Consider the following 1,473-nt stretch of genomic DNA (forward strand, 5'->3'; position numbering starts at 1 on the left):
ATCAGTGCAATCAATGCGAAAATCGGAAATTTCTTGATAATCGAAAACTTACCCTGTTTCATCGTCTTACACCTCCTCCTTCTTTTCTTTCTTCACGCCATACCATTTCGGGTTGGTAATGCGGAAGTCTGCCATGCGCTGAAGCAGGAACTTTGTCACAGTGATAGCTGTGAACATCGACAAAACAACACCGATGCCCAGCGTGATAGCAAAGCCCTTGACCGTACCGGTACCCATAAAGTACAGGACAAATGCAGCGATCAAGGTTGTGACGTTGGAGTCCAGAATTGCCGAGAATGCACGATGGAAGCCAGCGTCAATGGCGCCGCGGATGGTCTTGCCGTTCTTCAGCTCGTCCTTCAAGCGCTCAAAGATAATGACGTTCGCGTCAACTGCCATACCGATGGACAAAATAATACCTGCGATGCCCGGCAGGGACAGGTTGACATGTGCCACAGACAGGATAACCAGATCCAGTGCGGTATAGAATACCAGCGCGATAGATGCTACGAAGCCCGGCAGACGATAAATCAGAATCATGAACAGCATAACGAGCAGAACGCCGATGCCGCCCGCCATTACACTGGTAGACAGTGCCTTTTCGCCTAACTGCGGGCCGACAGAGCTCATGCTGACCTCTTCCAGAGAGAACGGCAGCTGACCAATGTTGATCTGCTCTGCCAAGGTCTTTGCGGAATCTGCGGTAAAGCTGCCGGAAATGACACAGCTGTCACCGGTGATACCGGTCTGTGCGTATTCGCTGCTGACAGACGGCTGAGACAGCACTTCATCATCCATCTTAATGGCAATGTAGTTCTTGCCGCTCTCTGCGTTAGCTGCAGCCTTTGTGGCCTCTGTCCACTTTTCCTGTGCCTCATCGGTAAAGGTTACCTGCACGTAGTGTTCACTCGCCATGCTGGACTGCGAGATCTGACCATAGCCAGAGGTTGCCGACTTGATGCCGGAACCATCGAGAATGACATTTCCATCTGCATCCTCAAAGGTCAGCTGTGCCGTTGCACCGAGTACCGATACGGCTTCTTCCGGATTGTTGATAGACGGGATGTCAACCGTTACACGGTTCTCACCAGCCAGCTCAACGGTCGCCTCTGTGTATCCCAGAGAATCCAGACGCTTCTGGAGCATTGCCTGTACAGACGCCATATCAGACGACAGATTATCTCTATTGTAATCGTCTTTTAAAATCGCCTCAAAGGTAATGGACGAACCGCCGACCAAGTCCAAGCCTCGCCGGATGCCGTCCTCTTCGTCCATGACACTCGCAATGGACAGCGGCCCCACATTGAGTCCAAATGCCGCCGTGCACGAAAGCAGCGCAATCACTGCAAGCACAGCAACAAAGGACAGAATACTTTTTTTCAAAATCATTCGCCTCCTAGTTGACAATAAGCAAATTTATTATATCCGATTGTGTACCTAAAGTCAATTTTTTTGTACAATTTCACAATTAAA

General features: G+C 50.0%; 1 protein-coding gene. It reads right to left on the bottom strand.

Features of this window, described 5'->3' with window-relative positions:
* Positions 1 to 66: 66 nt before the first annotated feature.
* Positions 67 to 1,383 (bottom strand): protein translocase subunit SecD, encoded by a 1,317-nt coding sequence (gene secD / locus ACR0P9_RS12475; protein WP_432620627.1) that lies wholly within the window; start codon positions 1,381 to 1,383, stop codon positions 67 to 69.
* Positions 1,384 to 1,473 lie beyond the last annotated feature (90 nt).

The sequence above is a fragment of the Butyricicoccus sp. genome (assembly GCF_050872565.1).
Taxonomy (GTDB): Bacteria; Bacillota; Clostridia; order Oscillospirales; family Butyricicoccaceae; genus Butyricicoccus_A.